Below are 24,257 nucleotides of genomic sequence, written 5' to 3' on the forward strand. Positions count from 1 at the left end.
TCTCCCCCGGTCGGTCCTCAGCTAGGGAACGGAAATATGTTCACGCCTCACCGCCAGACTCGTCATCCGGCCAAGCGCTCGATCACGGCCTCACGCCTGATCACAGCTCCACTCTTGATCGCCATCGGCGTCTCCGGCTGCGCGGTCGCGCCGATCCAAGACGAGTCCGTCATTCTCGCGCCGGTCTCGAGCGCCGAGCTCTCACGCGCCAGGAGTCTGGAGAGCCAGGGCAAATCGGGCGACGCCGCAAAGCTCTATTTGTCGCTCGCCAGCCAAGCGCAGCCGCCGGCGAAGGCCCAGCTGCAAATCAAAGCGGCTCAAGCTTACTCGGCGTCAGGCCGATCGGCAGAGGCCGAGCGCACCATCAGCGCCATCTCGCGGCAGAGCCTGACTCCGGGCCAACAACAGCTGCTCCTACTGACGCAGGCGGAGCTTGCCCTGACGGCCGACCGGCCGAAAGACGCGATCAAGTCTCTCGAGCGTATGCGCGCGACAAGTCTACCTCAGGATCTGAAGGCCAAGCGTCTCGGCATGCTGGCCTCGGCCCAGCGCCTCGACAACGACGCGATCGCCGCCGCGGAGACGCTCAACGCGCTCGACGGACTGCAGGACGATCGCAAGGCGCGCCTTGACAACCAGGTCTCGCTCGTCTCCACCCTCGGCCTGCTCAGCCAATCCCAGCTGCAGACGCTTGCCCGCCAAGGCCGAGGCGCCATGAAAGGCTGGGCCGAGGTAGCGCTGCTGACCCAGGGCTCAGGCGCCGATCCCGGACAGCTCGACAGCCGCTACCGTCAATGGAAACGAAGCCATAGCGGACACCCCGCACTCGCCGATCTCGGCCGCGCCTACGCCGAGACCCTTTCCGGCGGATACGCGGCGGGCGACAGGGTGACCATCATGCTGCCGCGCAGCGGGCGCTTCGCGGCGGCCGCGAAAGTCGTTCGAGACGGCATCGAGGCGGCCAGCCGCTTGGACTCAGGCGGCAATCGCCCGACGCTGAGCTTCGTGGACAGCACCAATGCGGGACGGATGCGCGGCCTGCACGCGAGCGCGGCGGAGAAGGGCGCGAGCTATGCGATCGGCCCCCTGGAGAAGCCCGCGGTCGACAAGCTGCTCGCGACGGGAAGCCTGCCGATTCCGACGCTGGCCTTGAACCAGGCGACGCGCGATCGTCGCGCCTCCAACCTCTATCAATTCTCGCTCTCGCCCGAGAACGAGGCCGCGCAGGCGGCGAGCAAGGGCGCTGCGATGGGCGCAAAGCGGGCGCTCATCCTCTACCCAAGCGGCGCTTGGGGTGACCGGCTCGCCAACGCCTTTCGTCAGCAATGGCGAAATCTCGGCGGCACCATCGCCGGACAGGCCACCTACAACCCGGCCTGGTCGACCTACGACAAGACCCTCGACAAGCTCTTCAGCGGCACTGACTACGACCTGACGTTCTTCGTGGCGACAAATGCGATGGCGCGGAAGATCTATCCCCAGGTCTCCAAATCCGCCCCGCATCCAGCGCCAGTCATCTCGACCTCGCACGTCTATACAGGCACGGTCAAACCAGGGGACAAGGTCCTCGAAGGGCTCTATTTCGTCGACATTCCCTGGATACTGGATACGGGTAGCACCGGCCCGCTGTCGCGGCGCGCAGCCAAGGGCGCAGCCACTTCCAGCCCATTGGCGCGGCTCTATGCCATGGGGATCGACGCCTACCGCGTGGCACCCAGATTGACCGCGCTGGCCAGCAATCCAGGCGCTTACTACCCAGGCCAGACAGGTGGACTTGCGATCGATTCGCTCGGTCACGTCACACGCCAGCTCAAGCTGGGACAATTCACTGCAGGCGGCATCCGCTTGGTCGATCCACAAAGTCTCTCCGGGCAGCCCCGTTGAGACCCCGTCGGCTCACCCATGGATGACTGAGGGCCGCCTTGAGACACCAGGCTTTCGCAGGCGCCATCGGCCAGGATAAGGAGCGCCTCGCCGAGCGCTTCCTGAGGGAGCACGGACTCGAGCTCCGCACCAGGAACCACCGCTGTCGGTTCGGGGAGATCGATCTCGTGATGGCGGACGGGGACACCCTCGTCTTCGTCGAGGTCCGCTACCGCCGATCCGCGAGATTCGGCAGCGCGGCGGAGACGGTCGACGCACGAAAACGGCAACGACTGGTCAAGACCGCTCGCCACTATCTGCAGCGCAATCCCACCATGCTACCCTGCCGATTCGACGTGATCGCCATCGATGGACCAGATCACATCAATTGGATTCGTCATGCCTTCGCTCTCGACACCTTCTGATCAGCCTGACTCCAGCGCCAGCCATGACGCCTCGCGACGCCCCGCAAGCGCCAAGCGCATGCGCCGGATGACGTTGCTCACGCTTGCGATCGCCGGCATCACAGGACTCGCGGGCTGCGCCCCCGTGCTGGTCGGCGGCACCATTGCCGGCGCCTCGGCGCTCTACGACCGACGCCACTATGAGATCGTCATCGACGATCAGCAGATCGAGCTCGCCGCCATGCATGCCTTGGCACAAGACGCCATGGTCGAGCCCAGCTCGCGAATCTCCGCAACCAGCTACAACCGCAGCGTCTTGTTGACGGGCCAAGCCGACTCCGAAGCGGTCAGGGCACGCGCGGCGGATCTGGTCAGCCGCCTCCCCAAGGTGGAGCGCGTCATCGATGAGATCCGCGTCGGCCCGCCCATCTCCCTCGCCCAGGAATCCGAGGATGCGCTGATCACCTCACGCGCCAAGCTCGCCCTGACCAAGGTCAAGCTGCCAGACTTCAACCCGACCCGGGTCAAGGTGGTCACGGAAGACGCCACCGTCTATCTGCTGGGGCTGGTCACGCCTGAAGAGGCCGACGACGCCGCCGCGCAGATCAGCTATGTCCCGGGCGTCCAGCAAGTGGTCAAGCTCTTTGAATACGACCCGACAACTCCCTAAGCTCAGCAAGGGCTTCTTGAGCAGCCTCAAGAAGGTCGCAGGCAAGGGCGGCCTCTTGACCGACCCCGGCGACTGCTGGCCCTACGGCTACGACAACTCGAGACGCCAGGCACTGCCCCAGGCCGTCGTCTTCGCATCGCGCGAGGAGCAGGTCGGCGGCCTGGTGCGACTCTGTACCGACGCCGGGGTTCCGCTCACCGCACGCGGCCTGGGCACGGGCACTACCGGAGCCACCGTCCCGGACCGTGGCGGCATCGTGCTCTCCTTCGAGCGCATGGATCGCATCCTACGTATCGCGCCGGAAGATCGTCTCGCTGTGGTGCAGCCCGGCGTCATCAACGCATCCCTGCAAAGGGCCGCCGAGAGCGTCGGCTTTTTCTGGCCACCCGACCCGACCAGCGCCGCGACCTGCACCATCGGCGGCAATCTCGCCTACAACTCGGCGGGACCGCGCGCGGTAAAATACGGCACGCCGCGCGACAATACGCTCGGCCTGCGGGCCGTCAGCGGCGCTGGAGACATCCTCAAGACGGGCGTGCAGACCACGAAGGGCGTCGTCGGCTACGACCTAACGCGGCTGATCATCGGCTCCGAAGGCACCCTAGCACTCATCACCGAGGCCACCCTCAAGCTCACGCCGCTCCCCGAGGCCAAGCGCACGCTTCGCGCGACCTACGCGGATATCCATGCCGCCGCGCAGGCCGTCTCCGCGATCATGGCGCAGCCGGTCACACCCTGCGCCTTGGAGTTCATGGACAGCTCGGCGATCGACATGGTGAGCAGCTATGCTGGACTCGACCTTCCCGAGGGCGCCGGCGCGCTGCTGATGATCGAGGTCGACGGTCCGGCGGCCTGTATCGACGAGGCCCAGGCCGCCGTGGGCGAAGCGGCGCGCGGTCCAGGCTTGCTCGAGCTCAGACTCGCCCAGAGCGCCCAGGAAGTCGCGGCCCTCTGGAAGACCCGCAAGGCACTCTCGCCCGCGCTGCGTCATATCGCGCCCAAGAAGATCAATGAGGACGTCGTGGTGCCAGTCTCGCGGATGGGGGAGTTCATCGACGCCCTCGAGCGCCTCTCGCGCGAGACAGGGATCCGCATCGTCAACTTCGGCCACGCGGGCAACGGCAACATCCACGTCAATCTGCTCATTAACCCAGACGACGCGGAAGAAGTCGCACGGGCAGCCGAGTGCCTGGACGCGGTCTTTTCACTGGTCTTGCGACTGGATGGAAGCCTGTCGGGCGAGCATGGCGTCGGCCTCGAGAAACGCGACTTCGTGCATCGCGAGCTGGACCCTGTCGCACTGAGGCTGATGCACGAGATTCGGAGCCGCTTCGATCCCAAGGGCATCCTGAGCCCGGGCAAGTCCCTGCCAGCGCCCGACTGAGACAGGGCTCTCTAGCGCCCGGGGCGCACCAAGGCCCCGAGCCCGATCGCCTCCAGCGCGTCCAGCAGCAAGCGGCGAACCGCGGCGGCATCCTCGCACTGCAGCGCGGCCCTGAGCACCTCACGCGCCCGGGCCTTGCTGATACTGCGGATGACTTTCTTGACGCGGAGCAGACTGCCGGCCCCCATGCTCAGACTGTGCACACCCATGCCGAGCAGCAAGAAGGTCGCCAGGGGGTCGCCCGCCATCTCGCCGCAGACACTGACCTCCTTTCCGTGCAGTCTCGCGCCGGTCAGAATCTGCAGCAAGGCGCGCAGCACAGCCGGGTGATACTCGTTGTAGAGCTTGGCGACGTGAGGATTGTTGCGATCGACGGCGAGCAGGTACTGGGTGAGGTCATTGGTCCCGACGGAAAGGAAATCGACGCGTCGCGCCAGCGCCTCGGCCTGATAGACGGCGGCCGGGACCTCGATCATGACGCCAATGGACGGCATGCGCACCTGATAGCCTTCTTCCAGTAGCTCGTCATGGGCGCGCCGGATCAGCTGCATGGCCTCATCCACTTCGCTGACGGTGCTGATCATGGGCAGCAGCAACTGCAGATTGTCGAGCCCGATCGCAGCCCGCAAGATGGCACGCACCTGAGTGAGGAAGATCTCCGGGTGATCCAGGGTGATCCGAATGCCACGCCAGCCGAGAAAGGGGTTGGCCTCGTGCATCGGAAAATACGGCAGCGGCTTGTCGCCGCCGATGTCCAGCGTGCGGATGGTCACCGGACGCGGCGCAAAGAGCTCGAGCACCCGGCGATAGTTCGCCATTTGCGCGCCCTCGCCCGGGAAGCTGTCACGCACGATAAAGGGCAGCTCGGTGCGATAGAGTCCCACGCCGGCCGACTCCTCGATACCCAGTGGCCGGGTCTCTGAGACCAATCCCGTGTTGAGATAGAGCGGGATCAGATAGCCGTCCGTGGTCTCTGCGGGCAGATGCCGCAGGGCTTGGAGCTCGCTGGTCAGCGCCGCATCGTCCGCGGCCAGGCGCTGATACTCCAAGCGCACCGCCGGCCCCGGCGAGACATAGACGCGTCCCCGGTAGCCGTCGACGACGATCTCGCGCCCCTCGACGCGACTGACCGGCAGATCGGAAACGCCCATGGCGGCGGGGAGCCCCATACCGCGCGCCAGGATGCCCACGTGCGAGGATCCTGAGCCCGTCGTGGAAACCAGACCCGCCAGGCACTCGCGCGGCACGTCCGCGATCTGCATCGCGCTGATCTCGTCACCGACCAGGATGGTGTTGGGCGGATACTGGATGGGCGCGGCGGACTGATTCTGCAAATGCATGAGGATGCAGCGCCCCAGATCGCGCACGTCCGAGGCACGCTCGCGCAGATAGGCGTCGTCCATCGTGTCGAAGACCTTGGCGTGCTCGGCAATGGTGTCGCGCAAGGCCCCCTGAGACCAGTTCCCGGCGCGGATCCGCGACAAGGTCCCGTCGATCAGGGTGTCGCTTTCGAGCATCAGCCGCCAGGCGTCGAAGAGCGCCATGTCCTCGGCACTCAAGTGCGCCTGAGTGCGCGCGGCGAAGCGATCGAGGTCGTTGGCGACGTTCTTGACGGCACGCTTGAAGTCCGCAACCTCTGAGTCGAGGCCCTCGGGCTTGCGGTCCGGCACCGCATCCAGATCCGCTGGCGGATAGACGACGACCGCCGTCCCGATGCCGATCCCGGGCGATGCGGCCAAGCCGGGCAAGAAGCGCTGCGGGATGCCGTCGTGCTGAAGGCGCGCCAGCTCGCCGCTGGTGCGCGCGAAGGTGATCGCGCCCGCCAGCTGCGAGGCCAGTGTCATGACGAAGGTCACTTCGTCTTCCGCGAAGTGACGACGCCTGTGCTGCCTCAGCACCAAGACGCCCAGCACCGTGCGATTCTGGATGATGGGGGCGCCGAGAAAGCCGTGGTAGAGCTCCTCGCCGGTATCGATGATGCACTCGTAGCGCGGATGGGCAGAGGCGTTGTCGAGATTGATAGGCTCGGCCCGCTCGCTCACCAGCCCGATCAAGCCGCGACCGAGCTCTAAGCGGACCCGACCGACGGCGTCTTTACGTAGCCCTTCGGTCGCGTGCAGGACGTGTCGACGATTCTCGAAATCGTTGAGATAGACCGAGCAGACGTCGGCGCCAACCGCTTGCTTGACGCGCCGCACGATAATGGTGAGCGCCTGCTCCAGATCGGGGGCATTGTTGACTTCGTGGACGATGCGCCGCAGCGAATCGAGCATCCCCATCGAGGGCTGCTCCACGCGGCTAGATTGAAAGTCCGAAACGCCCACGCCTAACGCTTGTCTTTCGAGCTCTGGATCTTTGATCTGGGCCCCCTGCTCGGGACGGCATCGTCATCCTGTCAATGAGAAGCGGCACTCTCGGCCAGCGGCCGCGCCCGAAAGCCTCCCGGAAGCGGGTCAGACTGCCGCGGCCCGCACAGCCACTTTCCAGCCAGCCATCAGCCAAGTCCTCGACCTTTGCAGGCGATGCTCCCTGAGGGCACGGCAGCCCGACCCCCAAACGCGCGCAGACCGGCACGCCCGCCTGCTCGAGTGAAGCGCAATAGGCACAAGCCCCCCGGACGTCCATCATGGGCAGCGCTGGCGCATCATCCGGGAGGAATCACGGTAAGGGCTGGCCCGCTCCGGAACGCCTTCAGGGTAGAGTGTCGGCGCCAGCTCTTCCAAGGCCTGCTGGTAGACGTGCCGCTTGAAATACACCACCTCGTACAGTGGCTGCCAATACCTCACCCAGCGCCAGGCATCGAACTCCGGCTTGTCCGTATGATCGAGACAAAAGGCGTCCTCGCCACAATCGACGCGAAGCATGAACCAGATCTGCTTCTGGCCGATGCATGTCGGGCCGCAATGCCGCCGAATATAGCGCTTGGGGAGGTGATAGCGCAGCCAGCCACGCGTCGAGCCCAGAATAGTGACCTGCTCTTCGCGAAGACCAACCTCCTCCTCGAGCTCCCGGTACATCGCCTCTTCCGGCGTCTCGCTGGGATTGATGCCGCCCTGTGGAAACTGCCATGCGTTTTGACCAACGCGGCGTCCCCAGAATAGGCGGCGGTCTCGATTGCTCAGGATGATGCCGACATTGGGCCTAAAACCGTCGCGGTCGATCAAGGATGCTCATCCCGTTGGCGTGTTTCTGGCATTTTTCCATAGTCGATGCGATCGCGGCAAGCCAGCCTAAGAGCATAAGGGATTTCCAATCAACAGCTTGGTCATGGAGATTGGTGGCCACGACGGCCCGAGCCGAGCACCCGCGCGGAAGCGCGCGAGCCGCCCGGGGCCGCGCTCGGCTAGAATGCCGGACCATGGCGGTCGAATTTAGACCCTAGCATCTTTCGGTTTCCTTGGAGCCGCCGCATGGCACTGGCAATCTTCGACCTGGACAACACCCTGCTCGACGGGGATTCGGACTACCTCTGGGGATGCTTCCTCGCAAGCTGCGGCATCGTCGATGGCGCGCACTACGAGCGCGAGAACGAGCGCTTCTATCTTGAATATCAGGCAGGCACCCTGGATATCGCGGAGTTCTTGCGGTTCTCACTGAGGCCCCTGAGAGACCACCCGCGCAGCCAGATGGAAGCGCTGCGCGCCCGCTTCGTCGAAGAGCAGATCGCGCCGATCATGCTGCCAGCAGCCTACGACCTGATCGCCACGCACAAGGCATCCGGTGACACGCCGCTGATCATCACCGCGACCAACGCCTTCGTCACCGCCCCGATCGCAGCGCGGTTCCGCGTCGACCACCTGATCGCGACCTTGCCGGAAGAACGTGACGGCGTCTACACGGGGGAAGTCTCGGGCGTGCCTTCGTTCCGCGAAGGCAAGGTGACCCGACTCCAAGCCTGGCTCGAGGATCAAGGGATGACGTTGGAAGGCAGCGCCTTCTACAGCGACTCGCACAACGACATCCCACTGCTCGAGCGTGTCGATCGCCCCGTCGCCGTGGACCCGGACGACCGACTGCGCGAAACCGCCCAGGCACGCGGCTGGCCGATCCTCTCCTTGCGCGGCTAGCGCCTCTAGCGGTTAGAGCCTCTGCCGGGTAGCAGCTCTATCGGTTAGCGCCTCTTCGGCAGCGGCGGTCATCGGTCCGTCATCACCCCCACATCAGCACGCAACAGTCGAGAAATACCATAGCCCTCTAGACATCAACCAGCTCAGAGGGCATTCAATGGTCGCGTCTGCATCTGCGTCGACCGCCAAGCGCGGCGAGCGCCTCTTCGTCGAGATCGCAACGTCCGAGCGGGAGGTCCGCGAGGCGCAACGACTGAGGTACCGCGTCTTCGGCCTGGAAATGGGGGCTAAGCTCAAGGGCGCCCAAGGCTTGGACAGCGACGAGATCGACGACCACTGCAAGCACCTCCTCGTGCGCGAATCCAAGACGGGCCAGGTGGTTGGATGCACCCGCATCCTCACCGACGACAGCGCCGCGCGGCTCGGCCGCTTCTACTCCGAGAGCGAGTTCGAGCTCGAGCCCATCAAGCAGCTCCCGGGCCGCCGTCTCGAGGTTGGGCGCACCTGCATCGCCCCCGAGTTCCGCTCCGGCTCCGCCATCGCAGTGCTTTGGTCGGGACTGGCGGGATTCATCCAGATGCACGGCTTCGACTACCTCTTCGGCTGCGCCAGCGTCCCGCTCGGCGAGCAGGACCTTCAGGCCGCGGCCATCATGAATCGGCTCAGGCGGCAGGCCATGGCGCCGCCCGCGCTGCGCGTGACGCCGCGCGCGCCCTTGCTCACCACTCAGGTACCCGGCGACGTCCTGGATGCGCCGCTGCCGCCACTCGTGCGCGCCTATGTGCGCCTTGGCGCCAAGGTCTGCGGCGAGCCCTGCCGCGACCCGGATTTCGGCGTCGCCGACGTGCTCATGCTGCTCGATGTGGACGCGCTCAACCCGGCCTATTCGAGGCACTTCCTCGACCGCATTTCGAGCTGACGACAGACTCATGATCGCACGCGTGACCTACCGCGGCCTGCGGGTCGCCGAGCACCTCATCACAGGCGCTGTCATTGCCGCCTACGTCCGGGCCAGATACGGCAGGGCCGAGCGTCCGCCCGCATGGCTACCGGCGGCCGTGCGCTGGTGGCACGCGCGCCTCTGCCGGGCACTCGGGATCGAGATCGAGGTACGGGGGCGCCTCGCCCACGGCTGCCTCCTCGTCGGAAACCATATCTCCTGGCTGGACATCCCGGCGATTGGGGCGCAGGACAACATCGGCTTCCTCTCCAAGTCCGACGTTCGGCACTGGCCGCTGATCGGCTGGATGGCCGAGATCGCGGGAACGCGCTTCATCGAGCGCGGCGGGAACCAATCCAGCCAGGTCTTCGACCACCTCCGCTCGGACCTGATGCGGGGTCGCGCCGTCATGATCTTTCCCGAGGGCACGACCACGGATGGCGATTCGGTGAAGCGCTTCCACCCGCGACTGCTCGCCGCCGCGCAAGCCCCTGATCTCGGCATCCAGCCCGTTGCGATCAGCTACCACAGGGGCGACGACCCGGCACCAGACCAAGACGCGCCCTATGTCGGCGAGGACAGCCTGGCCGCCAATCTGTGGCGACTGCTGCGTCACCCAAACCTCATTGCCAAGATTCGCTTTCTCCCGCCCATCCGAGACACGCAAGGCGAGCAGCGCCGCGCCCTTGCCGAGCGCACCCGAGCCGCTGTGCTCGAGGCGCTGGACCTACCTCAGTATCAGCGCGCCAAACCGCCAATCACGGACGAGGCGCTTCAACCTGATGCGCGACGCCCCGCGCCCAGCCAGGTCTGTGTGTCATGACCCAGCCTCACGAGCACGCCGAGACCATCAGGGCGGGGTACCGACCGCTGAGGATCGCGATCATCACCGAGACCTATCCGCCGGAGATCAATGGGGTGGCCAACACCATGATCCACCTCGCCGAAGGACTGGGCGGAAAAGGTCATCGGATCCAATTGGTCCGGCCCCGACAGCAAGCCGACAGGGGCGACCGAGGCGATCCGCAAACCAGCCCGATCGACCTGCATCTGGTCCCCGGGCTACCGATTCCCGGATATCGCGGACTGAGATTCGGCCTTCCCGTCTATTGGCGACTGCGACGCCTCTGGCACCGCACCAAGCCGGACCTCGTCTACATCGCGACGCAAGGGCCACTTGGCCACGCCGCCCTCTCGGCCGCGCGGACGTTGAAGATTTCGACGGTCACCGGGTTTCATACGCAATTCCACCAATACAGTCAGCACTACGGACTGGGAATCCTGTCGCACAAGATCGCTGAGACACTGCGCCACTTCCACAACAAGTCGGACGCGACCCTGGTGCCCACGGCCGATCTCAAGTCCCAGCTCTCCGCCGACGGCTTCGAGAACGTCCACGTCTTCGGGCGCGGCGTCGACATCGAGCGCTTCTCGCCGAAATGGCGCAGCCAGGACTTGCGGCGCAGCTGGGGCTGCGCCGAAGATGAGCTGGCCGTCCTCTATGTCGGTCGCGTCGCCGCCGAAAAGAACCTGGAGCTCGCCCGCGACGCCTTCGAGGCGATCGAGGGCTCAGGCATTCGGGCGAAGCTGGTCCTCGTCGGCGATGGCCCCGAGCGCGCGCAGCTGCAGCGTGAGCGCCCGGATTTCGTCTTCACCGGCGCCAAGGTCGGCACCGAGCTCTCGGCGCACTATGCTTCCGGGGATGCCTTCCTCTTCCCCAGCCTGACCGAGACCTTCGGCAATGTCGTCACCGAGGCGATGGCGAGCGGACTTCCCGTGATCGCCTTTGATTATGCGGCTGCACACACGCACATAGAATCAGGGGTCAATGGGATCGCCGTGCCGATGGACGATCGCCAAGGCTACCTCGAGGCGGCCCGCCAGGCCGCATCGGATATCGGCTATTTGAGGAGGATGGGCACCGCGGCCAGGGCGGCCGCGGAGGACATCAGTTGGGATCGGGCTCTGGGCAAGGTCGAAGCGCGTCTCTTCGACGTGATCGCCCGACGACGTGGAGCGGAGGCTTGTCATGCAGCTATGGCTACATCGTCTGAATGATCGCGAGGTCTCGATCTGCCGCACCTGGGGCCGCCTCTCTCACCAGAGGCACTGGATTCAGCGCGGCTTCGCCGTCGTCAGCCGGCTTGGGGATGGCGTCTTCTGGTACAGCCTGATCGCCCTCCTACCCCTGATCTACGGATTCACGGGCCTAGAGGCGGGTCTTCACATGCTGGCGACGGGCGGTGCCGCGCTTCTGCTCTACAAATCGCTGAAGGGTGTCACACGCCGCGAGCGGCCCTGCCACCACGTGCATGACCTCCCCGCCCTAGTACCGCCGCTAGACCACTACAGCTTCCCGTCCGGACACACCCTCCACGCGGTCAGCTTCTCGACCGTTGCCATCTACTATTTTCCCGAGCTGGCCTGGCTGCTGGTGCCCTTCACGACCCTGGTTGCCTGCTCCAGGATCGTCCTCGGCCTGCACTACCCCAGCGACGTGCTCGTTGCCATCCTGATCGGCCTAGGCCTCGCCTACAGCGGAATCTCCATCGTCGGCTAGACGGCCGCCAGCCGCCAGCCGCCAGCCGCCAGCCGCCAGGGCGAGCTTAGGCGGATCCCGAGAATCCTCGTACCAGTCGCCCGCAAGCGGGCTCCTACGGCGCCGCCTCCGTAGGAGCCCGCTTGCGGGCGATGCTTGGGGCACGGACCAGGGAAATGATCGACGGAAAGCTCATTGTCCGCATCCCGTTACTCATTTCCGGAGTGATGGAATGACCGGTAGGAAGATTTCGGGAAATCGCCTAAGCGTCCAGCGGCGAGGTTACTGGCAGCGCAGGCTGGAGGCTGGTCAAGTATCACCACATACCCTGCAAAACGAGCAGGCATAAAAAAAGCCAGGCAATGCCTGGCTTTTCATCGGACCAAGATCCGATCTTACTTCGACTCGGACTGAGCCGGAGCCGCAGGCATTGCAGGCATCGCGCCGTAAGGAGCGCCGTAAGGCATGGCATAAGGAGCGCCGCCCCAGCCACCGTACGGATAGCCGTAGCCGCCGTAGGGGTAGCCGTAGCCATAGTAAGGAGCGCCGTAACCATGGCCGTAGCCGCGACCATAACCACGCCCATAGCCGCGACCGCCGCCGCTCATGCTCATGTTGAAGTCGCCGTAGCCGTCGCCGAAGAAGTCATCCATCCAATCGCCCATGCCGGAGCCATAGCCAGGACCGCCCCAGCCCGGACCCCACCATGCGGAAGCGGTAGCGGAAGCACCCAGAAGCGCGGCGATAGCGGCAGCAGTAGCAAGCTTTTTCATCTGTTCTCTCCAGATCGTTGGTATCGTTGGCAGCAAGCGTGGCCGTTTCTTGCGACCACGGGGAGGATTATATTAGAAAATAATTAAATAGCAAACTACAGTTAGCTATCATTATCTCCAAATCGATCACCCCTCCCTATCGACGATCGATTCTGCAGGACGCCACCTCTCATCAGGGACAGCTGCGGCAGAGCAAGCCGTCAGGATGCGCGTCAAACCCATAAGCCTCGAGCCGTTTCGTGTTTCGAGACCTAAACCTAATCAAGCGACTCCGGCCCAAGTATCCGTAAAACTACCTAGCTCGACGCCGGCGGCCCCGAAGGGCTGCGCGCGTCGAGACGACGGCGCACCTCCGTCAGATCCTCCCACGCCTTGGCCTTCTGCTCCGGCGAGCGCAGCAGATAGGCCGGATGATAGGTCACCCGCAGCGGAATACCATGCTCGCCGAAATCGAGCCAGCGCCCGCGCAGCCGGCCTAGATTTGTGTCCGTTCGCAGCAGGTGCTGGGCGGAGACGCGCCCGACGGACAGGATCAGCTTGGGCCGGATGAGCGCCATCTGGCGAAGCAGGAAGGGCTCGCAGCTCAGGGCCTCTTCAGGTTTGGGATCGCGATTGCCCGGCGGGCGACACTTGAGCACATTGGCGATGTAGACCTGCTCACGCGCGAAGCCGATGGCTGCGAGCATGCGCGTCAGCAGCTGACCGGCTCGGCCCACGAAAGGCTCGCCGGCACGGTCCTCGTCGGCACCCGGCGCTTCGCCGACGATCATCAGCTCCGCGTGGCGATCGCCAACCCCGAAGACAGTCTGGGTACGCGTCTCGCAGAGCCCACACGCACGGCATGTCGCCACGGCATCCTCGAGCGCCGCCCAGTCCATCTGAGCAACGTCATTCGAGGCCGCGTTCGCGGATGGATCTCGCGGTGAAAAGTCGGCAGCGCCCACGTCAAAGCGCTCCAGCTCCCAGTCATCCATCGACAGCAGCGCGTCGAATGCCTCGGATTCTAGCCGAGCGTCGCGCGGAGCAGGCTCATCGCGTGGGATTTCGGACCGCATTGCGTGCTCCGGCGGGGCCTGGGCCTCAAGCGAAGCTGTCGCCAAGGAAGCTGTAGGCTCGGTCTCTGCCGGCTCGGTCTCTCCGGGGTCGAGCTCCGCCGACACGTCCTGCATGGCCGCCACCGCTGGCTCCCGCTCGGACACACCCTCCTCGGCGTCCATGCCGCCGCAGGCTTCGCGCTCCCGCAGCTCCCAGACACCAATGCCCATGGCCTCGAGATAGGCGCGACGGCGCCATTCCTCCATCGGCAAGCCCTCAGACGTCACTGGTCTGCGGGTGGGCGCGCTCAGCCGGATGCAGGATCTTATTGCAGGCGTTGATATAGGCCTTGGCCGAGGCGATGAGGATGTCGGTATCCGCGCCCTGACCATTGACGATGCGCCCGCCCTTCTCCAGGCGAACCGTCACCTCGCCCTGCGCATCCGTTCCGCTGGTGATGGCGTTGACCGAGTAGAGCTTGAGCGTGGTCTCGCTCTGGACGATGGACTCGATGGCCTTGAAGGTCGCATCGACGGGTCCGCCACCGCTCGCCGCGCCGCCGCGCTCGCGCCCGTCGAGCGCAAGCACCAGATTGGCGGTGGGCGTCTCTCCGGTCTCCGAGCACACATGCATCGAGACGAGCTTCACCCGCTCGTTGGCGGCGTCCAGCGTCGTATCCGTTATCAACGCCTGGAGATCCTCGTCGAAGATTTCGTGCTTCTTGTCTGCCAGATCCTTGAAGCGCGAGAAGGCGGCATTGAGCTCTTCCTCCGACCCCAGCTCCATGCCCAGCTCCTGCAGCCGCGCCCTGAAGGCGTTGCGGCCGGAGTGCTTGCCCAGGACCATGCGGTTCTCGCTCCAGCCGACATCCTGGGCGCGCATGATCTCGTAGGTCTCGCGGTTCTTGAGCACGCCGTCCTGATGGATGCCGGACTCGTGCGCGAAGGCGTTGGCGCCCACCACGGCCTTATTGGGCTGAACGGCGAAGCCCGTGATACCGGAGACCAGGCGCGAGCAGTTCATGATCTGCGTGGTATCGAGCCATGTCTCGCAATCGAAGAGGTCCTGGCGCGTGCGCACCGTCATGACGATCTCCTCGAGCGCGGCATTGCCGGCACGCTCGCCCAGGCCGTTGATGGTGCACTCCACCTGTCGCGCGCCGTTGCGCACCGCCGCCAGTGAGTTGGCGACCGCTAGCCCCAGGTCGTTGTGGCAATGGACCGAGAAGATGGCCTTGTCCGAGTTCGGAATACGCTCGCGCAGATTGGCGATGAGACTGCCGAACTGATCCGGAATGTTGTAGCCGACGGTATCCGGGATATTGACGGTACTTGCTCCGGCATCGATCACGGCCTCCAGCACACGGCAGAGGAAATCCAGATCGGAGCGCCCCGCATCCTCCGGCGAGAACTCGACATCGTCGGTGTACTGGCGCGCGCGCTGCACGGCATAGACGGCCTGCTCCAGGACCTGGTCAGGCGACATGCGCAGCTTCTTCTCCATATGTATGGGAGAGGTGGCGATGAAGGTATGGATGCGACCCGCCGTCGCGCCCTTCAGCGCCTCGCCGGCACGGTCCAGATCCTTTTCGAGGGCGCGGGCGAGACCGCAGACGCGACTTTCCTTCACCGCCTCGGCCACGGCCTTCACGGCCTCGAAGTCGCCTGGGCTGGCGATGGGGAAGCCCGCCTCGATCACGTCCACACGCATCCGCTCCAGGGCCTTGGCGATGCGGACCTTCTCGTCGCGCGTCATGGAGGCCCCAGGACTCTGCTCGCCGTCGCGCAGCGTGGTATCGAAGATGATGAGGTGGTCTTTTGCGGTCATGGATGATCTCTTGTGAGCGAATCGAGAGGCTGCGCTGGCGCGGAGACCGCCCGGCTTCGATCCCGGGCGATACGCAGCACCCCAAGCATGAACAGATGGATTGAGCAGGATGCGCGAGATTGCGCTCGACCGCCAGTCCAGCGCGCGGCGCCGCAACAGGACGACGACTGAATCCCGAGCTTCATTCTAGGCGATTCAGACGCCGACCGAACCCCCTAAGGGATTGACAATGGCGTTCACAGAATCGCCCACCGCGCCTTGAGCCGGCCGCCGATTCTTGCTACTCCTGCTCGCACCGCAGGAAGAGACGCTGAGATGATGACTCCGGACCTTCATGACCTCGAGCTGCTGCTGCGCTCGGACACGCCCATCGTCCTCATCGAGTCGATCGAGGAGATGCGCGTGCTCGAGCTCTTTTCCCGACTCGCCCTGCGTGTCACCGAGCCTGCTTTCCGTTGGACGGTCACCGACGGGCTCGCACGCATCGAGTATGACACGGACCCACAGCAGATGCTGGCGGAGCCCACCGAGGTCCTGCGCCATATTCGCCTGACCACGCAGCGCGGCATCTATCTGATGCTCGACTTCCATCCCTATCTCGACAAGCCGCTGCACGTGCGGCTCATCAAAGAGATCGCCCAGAGCTATGTCGGCCTCCCGCGCACGCTCATCTTCGTCAGCCATGCCCTAGAAGTCCCGCCCGAGCTACGGCATCTCAGCGTGCGCTTCTCACTGCGCATGCCGGACCGCAACCGGCTGATGGCGCTGATCCGCGAAGAGGCCAAGCTGTGGCAGCAGGTCGGCGGACAAGGCAGCGTGCGCACCAGTCGCGACTCGCTCAACCAGCTCGCGGACAACCTGCTCGGCATCACCGAGTCCGACGCGCGGCGCCTGATTCGCAACGCCATCCGCAACGACGGAGCCATCACCAAGAACGACGTCGAATCCGTCAAGCGCGCCAAGTACGACCTGCTGAGCCCGGAAGGCGTCATCAGCTTCGAATACGACACCCGCTCCTTTTCCGACGTCGCTGGCCTGTCCAACCTCAAGGCCTGGATCGATCGCCGTCGCGACGCCTTTCTCGACCCGGAGCGCGAGCGCGACCATCCGCGCGGCATCCTGCTGCTCGGGGTCCAGGGCGGCGGCAAGAGCCTCGCGGCCAAGGCCGTCGCGGGCCGCCTGGGTGTACCGCTGCTGCGGCTGGACTTCGGCGCCCTCTACGACAAGTACATCGGCGAGACCGAGAAGAACCTGCGCAAGGCGCTCGAGACGGCGGATCTCATGGCCCCCTGCGTGCTCTGGGTCGACGAGATCGAGAAAGGCATCTCCACCGGCTCGGAGGACGACGGCGTCGGCCGGCGCGTGCTCGGAACCCTGCTCACCTGGATGGCCGAGCGCAAGACCCGCGTCTTCCTGGCCGCCACCGCGAACGACATCACCCGCCTGCCGCCCGAGCTGATCCGCAAGGGCCGCATCGACGAGCTCTTCTTCGTCGACCTGCCGCCCAAGCACGTGCGCCGCGACGTCTTCGCCATCCACCTGCGCCAGCGCAATCTGGATCCCGAGGACTTCGATCTGGACGCCCTCGCCGAGGCGAGCGAGGGCTTCACCGGGGCCGGCATCGAGCAGGCCGTGGTCTCCGCGCTCTTTGCCGATTCGGGCGGAGACAGCAGGGTGTCCACCGAGACGCTGCTCGCCGAGATGGCGAGCACCCAGCCGCTCTCCGTCGTCATGGACGCACAAATTCATCGGCTTCGGGCCTGGGCGCGCGAGCGGACCGTCCCCGCGCACGCCACCGCAACGGCCGACGCGCCGGCTTGACTCGCGTCGCCCCCGACGCGAGCGATACCGTTTCCCTCGACCCGCTTCACGGGCACGACTTCCCCTACAATCGCCCCTCGAGGCGACGGGGCCGCGCATGCAATCGAGCGGTAGCGTCCCCATCTGTCGCAGGCAGAAACCGAATCAGCACGCCTAACGGCAGGGGCTTAGAGCACATCGATGCAATACAAGGATTACTACAAGACGCTCGGCGTGGCGCGTGACGCCACTCAAGACCAGATCAAGCGTGCCTACCGCAAGCTCGCGCGCAAGTATCATCCGGACGTCAGCAAGGAGCCCAACGCCGAGGGCCGCTTCAAGGAGATCAATGAGGCCAACGAAGTCCTGCGCGACCCCGAGAAGCGCGCCGCCTACGACGCACTGGGCAGCGGCTGGCGCGCCGGGGACGACTTTCGCCCGCCGCCAGGCGCCGGCGGCTATCGCGACTTCCATTTCGAGACGGACCAGCCGGGCGATTTCAGCGACTTCTTCTCGAGCATCTTCGGCCGCGCCTTTGGCGGCGAAGGCCGCGAGCCGAAACGCCATCGCGGCCGCGACCACAGCATCAAGCTGGCCATCAGCCTGGAAGACGCCTTTCAGGGCGCAACGCGCCAGATCAAGGTGCAAGTCCCGGACAATGGGGTAGGCGGCCAAGCAGCGACGCAGTCCAAGACCCTGAACGTGCGCATCCCGGCAGGCGTGACCCAAGGGCGCCAGATCCGACTGGCCGGTCAAGGGTCCGCGGGGCGGCATGGCGGTCCGGCGGGCGACCTCTTTCTCGAGATCGATCTCAAACCGCACGCCCACTTCACGCCCGAGGGCAAAGACATCCAGCTGCGCCTCCCCATCGCACCCTGGGAGGCCGCGCTCGGCGCGACGGTCACGGTGCCCACGCTTGGGGGCTCGGTGAACTTGAAGATTCCGGCCGGCTCGCAATCCGGCAAGAAGCTGCGGCTCAAGGGACGCGGCCTGCCAGGCTCGCCGGCCGGAGATGAGATCGTGGTGCTGGAGATCGCCGCGCCGCCCGCCAACACGGAGGCGGCACGGGAGCTCTACCGCAAGATGGCCGAGCAGCTGCCGTTCAACCCAAGGGCGCAGCTCGGCGTCTGAGCGAGGCCGCCCAGCCGGGCCGCGTCAAACCACGACGAAGCGCATCGAGAGATCGACCGCCGTCACATCCTTGGTCAGGTCACCGACCGAGATCCGGTCCACGCCGGTCTCCGCGATGGGCCGGATGGTCTCCAGGGTCACGCCGCCCGAGGCCTCGAGCCGGGCTCGCCCCGCGTTGGCGGCCACGGCCGCACGCAATTGGGTGAGCGAGAAGTTGTCCAGCAGGACTGTCGGCGCCCCGGCACTCAGTGCCACCTCCAGCTCATCGAGCGACTCGACCTCGATCTCGATCGGCACCCCGCCACCGATCTCCCGTGCCGCCCGCAGCGCCGCCGGAATGGAGCCGGCCGCGAGGATGTGATTCTCCTTGATAAGGATGGCGTCGAAGAGCCCCTGGCGGTGGTTGTGGCAGCCGCCGCAGAGCACGGCGTACTTCTGCTGCAGCCGCAATCCGGGCAGGGTCTTGCGCGTATCCAGCACCTCGACGGTCAAACCGGCCACCGCGTCCGCGTAGCGCCGGGCGCGCATCGCCGTACCTGAGAGGGTCTGCAGATAATTCATGGCCGTGCGCTCGGCGCTCAGCAAGGCCCGGGACCGTCCCTCGATGACACAGAGCCGCTGACCAGCGGCGACGCGCTCGCCGTCGTTGGCCTGCCAGTCGATCCGGACATCCGGATCCAAGGCGCGAAACACCGCATCCGCCCAGGCACGGCCGGCGAGCACGGCATCCTCACGCGTGATCAGCTTGGCGCGCGAGCGCTGGTCGGCCGGCAGGAGCTGGGCGGTCAAGTCGCCATCACCGAGGTCCTCGGCGAGTGCCGCGCTCACCTGGGCAGCGATGACATCAGCGGTCGGCAGCACGGACTGGAGATCGGTCGGATCGGGAGAATGGTCTGTGGTCGTGGACATCTGGGCTGAGTTGGCTCCGCTAGGGCTTGGGGCGCTAGGATAGGTGATTCGGGGCAACCTCTGCCCAATACAAAAGGCCCAACGAATCCGATGGCGTGCCACACCACCGCCCCGCCCAGCGCCAGCTCCCGAATCGACGCCACCGGCTGGCTGGCGGGCGCGCAGCGACATTCCTCACCGAACTGTGACGAGCGTCCGGCGGGGACCGAGATCGACCTGCTGGTCATTCACAACATCAGCCTGCCGCCTGGCGACTTCTCCGGCGACTGGATCGACGACCTTTTTCTCAACCGGCTGGACCCGAGCGCGCATCCCTACTTCGCGCCGATCGCCAGGGTCCGCGTCTCCGCCCATCTGCTGATTCGACGCGACGGCGGCCTGATTCAGTACGTCCCCTTTGGGCTCCGTGCCTGGCATGCCGGAGTCTCTTGCTTCGAGGGAAGGGAGCGCTGCAACGATTTCTCGATCGGCATCGAGCTGGAGGGCACGGACCTGACGCCATTCACGGACGCCCAATACCGCGTCCTGGCCGACTGCTCGCGCGCGATCCTGCACCAATATCCCAGCATCACCAAGACGCGCATTACCGGCCACAGCAATATCGCGCCCGGTCGCAAGACGGATCCGGGGCCTGCATTCGACTGGCCGCGCTACTTCGCCACGCTTGACGCATAGCTCAAGCCGGCGGGCGACAGGCACTCGGGCCGCGCCTCACCCATGGCGCGCATCGACGGCGGCGCGCCCGCGCCATGGCTCCAGCGCGGTGGCCAAGGCTCCAGACAGGCCTCCAAGGCCCAGCGCCCGGCCAAGAAGAGCCCGGTCATGAGCCGCTCCAGCCCAGACGACCAAGCCCCGAAACCAAGGTCGGCGACACTCGCTGCCAGAGACTGGCCGACGGCCTCCCGAGGAGGCACACTCAGGTCCGCGAGAGACACCTCGTACTCCAGGATCCCATCGCCGAGCCAGCGAGCTCGGCCCGCCTGACCGAGCAAAGCCCGCATGCCATCATTGCCCGCCAGCACCTCGCACCTCAGACGGCGAATGCCCTGTGCCCCAATGGCCGCAACCAGGTGCTCGAACAGCAGCCTGCCAATACCTTGACCCTGGGCGCGGTCGATGACGCCCATCGCAAGCTCGCCGACATCCAAGCCGGGTCCGAGCCTGACGCAGCGTGCGGCACCAAGCAGCTCGGACTCCACGCCTGCCGGGTCCAGCTTAACGAGCCCCAAGGCGATGTGATCGCGCCCATCGGCCGCAGTCAGAAAATCAAGATCCGCTTCGGTCAGGGCTTGCTTGACGCTGAAGAAGCGCAGCCGTCGCGACTCGGGCGACAACTGCTCGAAACAGGATCGAACGAGACCAAGGTCCTGCCTCCCGATTGACCGCAAGCGACAGCAGCCAGATGCTCCCGGCAGAAAAGGAGCACAGTCCGAGGCACTCAAGGGAACCGCATCCAACATCGCAAACCCCCGCCAAATGGCGATTGCGGCCACGTGCGGCAGCCGAGGGGATCACAAAGGCGCCAGCTGGATGGAGTACTGACGCTGTCGCATTTGTGCACTGCAGCATTAGATGGCGACAACAACCGCCAGTTCCAATGTCGCGTCACCGTGACAAGACCGGAGAGGGCCAAGCGCCCCCTCGGCGCAAGACCACGCTGTAGAATTCCACCAGATACCCAGCGAGCCCGAGCTGCCAATGTCCCGCCTCATCCTCTTCAACAAGCCCTACGGCGTGCTCAGCCAGTTCAGTGGCGGAGAAAGCGGCGCCCGCGACACCTTGAAGGACTTCATCCCCATCCCCGGCGTCTACCCGGCGGGCCGCCTGGACAAAGACAGCGAAGGCCTACTCCTCCTGACCGACGACGGCCAGCTTCAGCACCGCATCAGCCACCCGCGCCACAAGGCCTGGAAGACCTACTGGGTGCAGGTCGAGGGAGCGCCCACAGAGGCGCAGCTCAACCAACTTGGAGAGGGAGTCATGCTGAAGGACGGCCCAACCCGGCCAGCGCGCGCGAAGCCGCTCGCCGAGCCAGACCTTTGGCCACGCGACCCACCCATCCGCTTTCGCAAGCAGATCCCGACGACCTGGCTGGAGATCGCCATCCATGAAGGCCGCAATCGACAAGTGCGGCGCATGACGGCCGCCGTCGGGCTGCCGACGCTCAGGCTGGTTCGCGTATCAGTTGGGGAGTGGCGGCTTGGTGCCCTAAAGCCTGGATGTTTCGCGATCGAGGAGCAGGCCCCCGCGCCAGAGGCAAGACGCACGCGAAGCGACTTGCGCCGCGGCGCGAAACGACGCTAGGCGATTTCTGCTCGTCAAGCGGCTCTCCAACAATGAGATGACGCCCTGCCGAGCGTAAATCCGGAATGGAGCTTCGCGCTCCTAGATGAGCCGCTGCGAGTAGATGAGTCGCTGCAAGATGGGTCGCTGCCCACCCACTGGCGGCTTGGGCAGAGTCCACTTTAGTCGTACCAACCATCCTCATCCCAGCCCTGCGGCAATCGCCGATAGCGATGCGAGAAGTGTCTCGGCGGCTCCTCGCGATATCTGGCCCGAAACGGTGGCCCCGGCGGGTGACGCTCGATCACGATTGCAGCTGGCGGATGTGGCGGATGTGGCGGATGTGGCGGATGTGACCGCGGGGGCGGAGGTCCCAGGAGCAGACCGCCGATGACACCACCGATGAAGCCGGCGGCTGCCGCGCCGGGATCACCGGGCTGGGCGTTGGCGCTGGAGACGACCAGCGACGTTGCGACAAAGGCGGTCAACGCCAAGAGTATCGGTTTCATCGAGATGACCCTCCGGAGGTCACACCTTGCGCGCAGGTGGCAAATAGGCAGGCTGGCGCGAAAGCGCCGTGCGTCGCTTCGAAGCAACTGCGCCACGCTCGCGACCAACGATGTCATCAATGCAGCAATCGCGCGTTCGATCAAGATCAGCGTCTGAGCCGATCCAAACCGCCTTTCGGTCGGTCGGCAGCACGACCGCGATGCGTGCGACGATGGCTAGGCGTTGTGACGGCGTGCGGTGCCCTAGTCTGCGGGAGGCGCGTCGGGACGGGTTGTCCTCGGCACATAACCGCTCGCAGCCCCGTCGGTATAGGTCGGTCCTCTCCGTCGGGAATGAATGACCGCTTTTGGCCTGCCCAAAGAGTAAGCGAAGCGTCACCGGACGGGCGGCAAGCACGCCCGCATGGTGCTCTTCGATCTGGGCGAGAAACGCGCTCGGAACCAAGCCTTCGGCTGTGGCGGCTACCTCAACATCGCGTCGGCGTAGCGGTGCCATTTCGACAATGATGACGTTGGCTGCTTCCCAATGCGTGATGAGAGCCCGTTCCAGCAGCTCAGGCCATACCGCGCTACAGCAGGCCAGTCTTACGCGTAGGTCCCGCGTTGCTGGATAGCCACGAAACACCTTCTTCAGGAGGGCAGCGAGTCTGGGAGTTTCTAGCGGACAGACGTCGATTCCATCAAGCAGCAGATCGGCGGCCGGTCCGGTTGAGCCAGCGGCAAGAATCTCGGGAGATCGAAGGTAGCCCAAGAGCCGATCCTCGTTCCCGTACTCGGCGAGGTCGATCAGGATCGTGCGCCGCCCTTGCGCCTCAGACAGATCGCGCAGGTCGCCCAGCAGTGTGCTCTTGCCCATCCCGGGCTCGCCCAGAAAGACGACGGCACGATATTCCGCGATGTCTGCCAGTCGCAGCAGATCCGGATTTTCAAACCGATCGAGCTCGTCGCCTGGATCTCGCAAGGAAACCAAGAGAATCTAGGCCGATGCCGCCGTCTCGCGGAATCAGAAAACGCGGCCAGTCGTAGTGATTCTCCATCCGTGCGAGTCGCTTGTCCGATAGGGCTGGTGCGATTGTCTGGGCCGACAATCGATCGCTTAAGATCTGGAGTCGTCTTGTGACTTCAGGCGATCTGGTCGAGAAATAGCTCGCGAAGAACCTCCGGACGCTCCTGCGCAACGCGAATGAGCGATCGCGCCGCGCCGCTCGGCTCGCGCCGGCCTTGCTCCCACTCCTGGAGCGTGCGCACCGACACGCCCAAGAGTCTGGCGAATTCGCTCTGCGACATCTTGACGCGATAGCGTGCAAGCGCCACCTGGCTATGGATAGCGCACGTCGCTCCCGCTTTCATCTCGCGGATGGATTCGAGCAACTCGGCACCGATGTCCCGCTCGGCGTCCCTTTCAATAAGCTCTTGTTCAGTCTTCGGCATGATCCAGCATCTCCCGCGCGGCATTGAGCACATGGGCCGGCAAGTTGTCTCGCGCACTCTTGGCGTAGATCAGCAGGAGCCAGATGCGTCCGTCCGCGAATCGATTGTAGTCAATGACCCGCACGCCACCTTGTTCTCCGCTGCCAGACCTCGACCAGCGGATCTTGCGGACACCACCAGCGCCAGGAACGACATCGCCAGCCAAAGGGTTGCTGGCGATCCAAGCGCAGAATTCGCCACGTTCTTCCTCGGTCCAGTAGTCGGGCCACAAACGCGTGAAGGATGGCGTTTCTGCGATGGTCAGCATTGTCCCATTATGTAGCGCTCTACATAATGGGACAGCTGAGTCAGTCGGCTCGTTCGCGTCGGTGACCGCTCTAAGTCGATTCCCGACCTTCTCCACCACTGAGGCGGTGTGGCAATGCGGGCAACATGACCGGTGGCGAGGTGGGCGAATCTAAGAAATTCGCGACGAAACAGTGTTGGGAATAACACCCTTCACCGGGCAATTGCGTCGCTCCTAAACCTGCTCCACCGCCCGCAGCATGGCAGAGCAAAGGCGCCGGCCCCCTCCCAATGCCATGGACTTAGCGCCTAAAGCTATGATTATGTTACAATAATGCGTCTTCACAGGAACCTTGTAGGAGCATGCCGATGAAGCGTTGCAACGCTATCAGTCTCAACACCGAAGA

The 24,257-nt window shown here is 65.0% G+C and carries 24 protein-coding genes; 13 read left to right on the top strand and 11 right to left on the bottom strand.

All coding sequences use genetic code 11. The features are described 5' to 3' along the window. The first annotated feature begins 36 nt into the window (after positions 1 to 36). The 4 genes from G3446_RS08845 to G3446_RS08860 all read left to right on the top strand — a co-directional run bounded on the left by G3446_RS08845 (position 37) and on the right by G3446_RS08860 (position 4,321). Complete coding sequence (locus G3446_RS08845) at positions 37 to 1,884, top strand: penicillin-binding protein activator (protein WP_164452468.1); 1,848 nt, start codon at positions 37 to 39, stop codon at positions 1,882 to 1,884. Positions 1,885 to 1,922: 38 nt separating this feature from the next. Then, positions 1,923 to 2,288, top strand: coding sequence for a YraN family protein (locus G3446_RS08850; RefSeq protein WP_164452469.1), 366 nt, complete (start codon positions 1,923 to 1,925; stop codon positions 2,286 to 2,288). A gap of 67 nt (positions 2,289 to 2,355) precedes the next feature. Continuing rightward, positions 2,356 to 2,937: a BON domain-containing protein gene (locus G3446_RS08855; protein WP_245232388.1), complete on the top strand. Its 582-nt coding sequence runs from the start codon at positions 2,356 to 2,358 to the stop codon at positions 2,935 to 2,937. Beyond that, positions 2,879 to 4,321, top strand: coding sequence for an FAD-binding oxidoreductase (locus G3446_RS08860; RefSeq protein ID WP_164452471.1), 1,443 nt, complete (start codon positions 2,879 to 2,881; stop codon positions 4,319 to 4,321). The genes G3446_RS08855 and G3446_RS08860 overlap by 59 nt, the downstream gene beginning before the upstream one ends. 11 nt (positions 4,322 to 4,332) lie before the next feature. Here the strand turns inward: G3446_RS08860 and ptsP are convergent, their stop codons facing one another. Further along, the gene (ptsP, locus tag G3446_RS08865) at positions 4,333 to 6,594 is read right to left on the bottom strand and encodes a phosphoenolpyruvate--protein phosphotransferase (protein ID WP_164452493.1); all 2,262 of its coding nucleotides are present in this window, start codon (positions 6,592 to 6,594) and stop codon (positions 4,333 to 4,335) included. A 351-nt stretch (positions 6,595 to 6,945) separates the two neighbouring features. Continuing rightward, positions 6,946 to 7,485 carry an RNA pyrophosphohydrolase gene (locus tag G3446_RS08870; protein WP_164452472.1) on the bottom strand — a complete coding sequence of 180 codons (540 nt, stop codon included), beginning with the start codon at positions 7,483 to 7,485 and terminating at the stop codon, positions 6,946 to 6,948. 246 nt (positions 7,486 to 7,731) lie between these two features. On the opposite strand from G3446_RS08870, the gene G3446_RS08875 reads away from it, so the two are divergent. From G3446_RS08875 to G3446_RS08895, 5 genes are all read left to right on the top strand, one after another. Beyond that, a complete protein-coding gene (locus G3446_RS08875) occupies positions 7,732 to 8,388 on the top strand; it encodes a histidinol-phosphatase (protein WP_164452473.1) in 657 nt (218 codons plus the stop codon). Between the two features lie 157 nt (positions 8,389 to 8,545). Continuing rightward, on the top strand, positions 8,546 to 9,307 hold the full coding sequence (locus tag G3446_RS08880) for a GNAT family N-acetyltransferase (RefSeq protein WP_164452474.1): 762 nt from the start codon (positions 8,546 to 8,548) through the stop codon (positions 9,305 to 9,307). 10 nt (positions 9,308 to 9,317) lie between these two features. After that, complete coding sequence (locus G3446_RS08885; protein WP_164452475.1) at positions 9,318 to 10,151, top strand: lysophospholipid acyltransferase family protein; 834 nt, start codon at positions 9,318 to 9,320, stop codon at positions 10,149 to 10,151. Continuing rightward, positions 10,148 to 11,386 carry a glycosyltransferase family 4 protein gene (locus G3446_RS08890; RefSeq protein WP_164452476.1) on the top strand — a complete coding sequence of 413 codons (1,239 nt, stop codon included), beginning with the start codon at positions 10,148 to 10,150 and terminating at the stop codon, positions 11,384 to 11,386. The genes G3446_RS08885 and G3446_RS08890 overlap by 4 nt, the downstream gene beginning before the upstream one ends. Continuing rightward, positions 11,358 to 11,888, top strand: a complete 531-nt coding sequence (locus tag G3446_RS08895) for a phosphatase PAP2 family protein (protein WP_164452477.1) — start codon at positions 11,358 to 11,360, stop codon at positions 11,886 to 11,888. Before G3446_RS08890 ends, G3446_RS08895 begins: the two co-directional genes overlap by 29 nt. 374 nt (positions 11,889 to 12,262) lie before the next feature. Here the strand turns inward: G3446_RS08895 and G3446_RS08900 are convergent, their stop codons facing one another. The 3 genes from G3446_RS08900 to G3446_RS08910 form a co-directional block, all read right to left on the bottom strand. Continuing rightward, positions 12,263 to 12,640, bottom strand: coding sequence for a sulfur globule family protein (locus tag G3446_RS08900; RefSeq protein ID WP_164452478.1), 378 nt, complete (start codon positions 12,638 to 12,640; stop codon positions 12,263 to 12,265). A 296-nt stretch (positions 12,641 to 12,936) separates the two neighbouring features. After that, on the bottom strand, positions 12,937 to 13,941 hold the full coding sequence (locus tag G3446_RS08905) for a uracil-DNA glycosylase (RefSeq protein ID WP_164452479.1): 1,005 nt from the start codon (positions 13,939 to 13,941) through the stop codon (positions 12,937 to 12,939). A 10-nt stretch (positions 13,942 to 13,951) separates the two neighbouring features. Continuing rightward, positions 13,952 to 15,502 carry a 2-isopropylmalate synthase gene (locus G3446_RS08910; protein WP_164452480.1) on the bottom strand — a complete coding sequence of 517 codons (1,551 nt, stop codon included), beginning with the start codon at positions 15,500 to 15,502 and terminating at the stop codon, positions 13,952 to 13,954. Between the two features lie 318 nt (positions 15,503 to 15,820). Here G3446_RS08910 and G3446_RS08915 point away from each other — a divergent pair, with 318 nt between their 5' ends. Together G3446_RS08915 and G3446_RS08920 are read left to right on the top strand one after the other, a co-directional pair. Next, complete coding sequence (locus G3446_RS08915) at positions 15,821 to 17,323, top strand: AAA family ATPase (RefSeq protein ID WP_164452494.1); 1,503 nt, start codon at positions 15,821 to 15,823, stop codon at positions 17,321 to 17,323. Between the two features lie 180 nt (positions 17,324 to 17,503). Next, positions 17,504 to 18,433, top strand: coding sequence for a DnaJ C-terminal domain-containing protein (locus G3446_RS08920; RefSeq protein ID WP_164452481.1), 930 nt, complete (start codon positions 17,504 to 17,506; stop codon positions 18,431 to 18,433). 24 nt (positions 18,434 to 18,457) lie between these two features. Here the strand turns inward: G3446_RS08920 and nadC are convergent, their stop codons facing one another. Further along, complete coding sequence (gene nadC / locus G3446_RS08925; RefSeq protein WP_164452482.1) at positions 18,458 to 19,342, bottom strand: carboxylating nicotinate-nucleotide diphosphorylase; 885 nt, start codon at positions 19,340 to 19,342, stop codon at positions 18,458 to 18,460. Positions 19,343 to 19,432: 90 nt separating this feature from the next. On the opposite strand from nadC, the gene ampD reads away from it, so the two are divergent. Beyond that, positions 19,433 to 20,017 (top strand): 1,6-anhydro-N-acetylmuramyl-L-alanine amidase AmpD, encoded by a 585-nt coding sequence (gene ampD / locus G3446_RS08930; protein ID WP_164452483.1) that lies wholly within the window; start codon positions 19,433 to 19,435, stop codon positions 20,015 to 20,017. Here ampD and G3446_RS08935 read toward each other — a convergent pair. Further along, entirely contained in the window at positions 19,993 to 20,676 is a 684-nt protein-coding gene (locus G3446_RS08935; RefSeq protein WP_164452484.1) for a GNAT family N-acetyltransferase, read from the bottom strand. The two genes, ampD and G3446_RS08935, sit on opposite strands and share 25 nt — an antisense overlap. 364 nt (positions 20,677 to 21,040) lie before the next feature. On the opposite strand from G3446_RS08935, the gene G3446_RS08940 reads away from it, so the two are divergent. Beyond that, positions 21,041 to 21,646: a pseudouridine synthase gene (locus G3446_RS08940; protein WP_164452485.1), complete on the top strand. Its 606-nt coding sequence runs from the start codon at positions 21,041 to 21,043 to the stop codon at positions 21,644 to 21,646. Positions 21,647 to 21,807: 161 nt separating this feature from the next. Here G3446_RS08940 and G3446_RS08945 read toward each other — a convergent pair whose 3' ends face one another. The 4 genes from G3446_RS08945 to G3446_RS08960 all read right to left on the bottom strand — a co-directional run bounded on the left by G3446_RS08945 (position 21,808) and on the right by G3446_RS08960 (position 23,872). Next, positions 21,808 to 22,134 (bottom strand): hypothetical protein, encoded by a 327-nt coding sequence (locus G3446_RS08945; RefSeq protein ID WP_164452486.1) that lies wholly within the window; start codon positions 22,132 to 22,134, stop codon positions 21,808 to 21,810. A 19-nt stretch (positions 22,135 to 22,153) separates the two neighbouring features. Next, entirely contained in the window at positions 22,154 to 23,095 is a 942-nt protein-coding gene (locus G3446_RS08950) for an NACHT domain-containing protein (RefSeq protein ID WP_164452487.1), read from the bottom strand. Between the two features lie 161 nt (positions 23,096 to 23,256). After that, positions 23,257 to 23,565, bottom strand: a complete 309-nt coding sequence (locus tag G3446_RS08955; protein ID WP_164452488.1) for a helix-turn-helix domain-containing protein — start codon at positions 23,563 to 23,565, stop codon at positions 23,257 to 23,259. Then, a complete protein-coding gene (locus G3446_RS08960) occupies positions 23,552 to 23,872 on the bottom strand; it encodes a type II toxin-antitoxin system RelE/ParE family toxin (RefSeq protein ID WP_164452489.1) in 321 nt (106 codons plus the stop codon). The genes G3446_RS08955 and G3446_RS08960 overlap by 14 nt, the downstream gene beginning before the upstream one ends. Between the last annotated feature and the right edge of the window lie 385 nt (positions 23,873 to 24,257).

The organism is Thiorhodococcus minor, assembly GCF_010820565.1.
GTDB classification, from domain to species: domain Bacteria; phylum Pseudomonadota; class Gammaproteobacteria; order Chromatiales; family Chromatiaceae; genus Thiorhodococcus; species Thiorhodococcus minor.